The 1117-nt window shown below is 51.7% G+C and carries 1 protein-coding gene; it reads left to right on the plus strand.

The window, feature by feature from the left end; genetic code table 11:
• Positions 1-1117: hypothetical protein (locus tag ACKTR5_RS11680; RefSeq protein WP_407881680.1), on the plus strand; the 1117-nt coding region annotated here is incomplete at both ends.

Consider the following 1117-nt stretch of genomic DNA (forward strand, 5'->3'; position numbering starts at 1 on the left):
AATTGTTAACGCAACAGGAACGTCAATTGCCGACAGATCTGCGGCAAAATGCGCGACTGAAACGCGCCTATCAACGCTTACCCACCGACCCTAAAGTTAAATCGATCAGTTCCAATGCAAAAGCATTTGCGGCCAGTCGGCAGGCCATTGAAGCGTATGTGTCAACGACTCTGGCGCAGTCAACGGCTTACCAAGACTGGCAGACGACCGGGCAAGCACTCGGAACCCGGTTTACCACGTTGTATGGTCAACGGGGGCAAGACTATTTAGCGAAACAACGTCGGGAGTTAAAAAAGCGGTTAGGTAATCAAGTCCTGCGGGCTTTGTACGCGAGTGATAGTGAACCTATCGCTCCTACTGAACGTCTTCAAACAGAAGCCGAATTAACGGCCGCTATTACGCAACGGACCCGCCAACTCAAACAAACGCAGCAGCCAGCTGAACAGCAACAAATTAAGCAAGAATTGGCTAAATTAAAGTATCGTTTACGCCGCCAACGGGGCCTAGCGCAAGTCGAGGCGTTCACAACAGCCCGACAAGCACTGTTAGACCAACGGTTACCAGCAAGCTCACTCCAAACTGCGCAATTAACAGCCTTAGCGGAGCAGGCCCAATTAGCGCAATTAAAAATTCGACCGCAACGCCGGTTAACCGCGGCGCAAAAGCAGACGTTAACGCAGTTGGGTGCCCGGTATTATCACGCTAACGATGGGAATTACACGCGCCAGGGCATTGATCCCGTCACGGAGCAGGTGTTTCAGTTAGCGAATCGGCGGGTCACCGAGACATTGGCATTGATTGAACAAACCCCAGGTCCAATGGTCAGCCAGATTTATGGGCAACCGGTGGCCACCATAAAAAAACGCTTGCAGATTGAACAGCAGGCGTTGAGGTTGAAGCATGAAGTTAATATGAATAATCAACAGCTTAAGGCGGGTCATGAAGGGGCTTGGCAACAACAAAACCACCAGTTAATTGAACAGTTGCGAAAACTGGCGTTGCCGAGCATTCCTGAACTGCAAGGTGAGCAACAGATGGCGCCTAGCCTGCGGCGGCAGTATCAAAAAATGGAACCAGCCAGCAACCGCAATCTACGTGCGCGCCAGCCCACGCGCCA

Origin of the sequence: Furfurilactobacillus entadae, from assembly GCF_045862745.1 — a bacterium.
In the GTDB taxonomy this organism is placed as follows: Bacteria; Bacillota; Bacilli; order Lactobacillales; family Lactobacillaceae; genus Furfurilactobacillus; species Furfurilactobacillus entadae.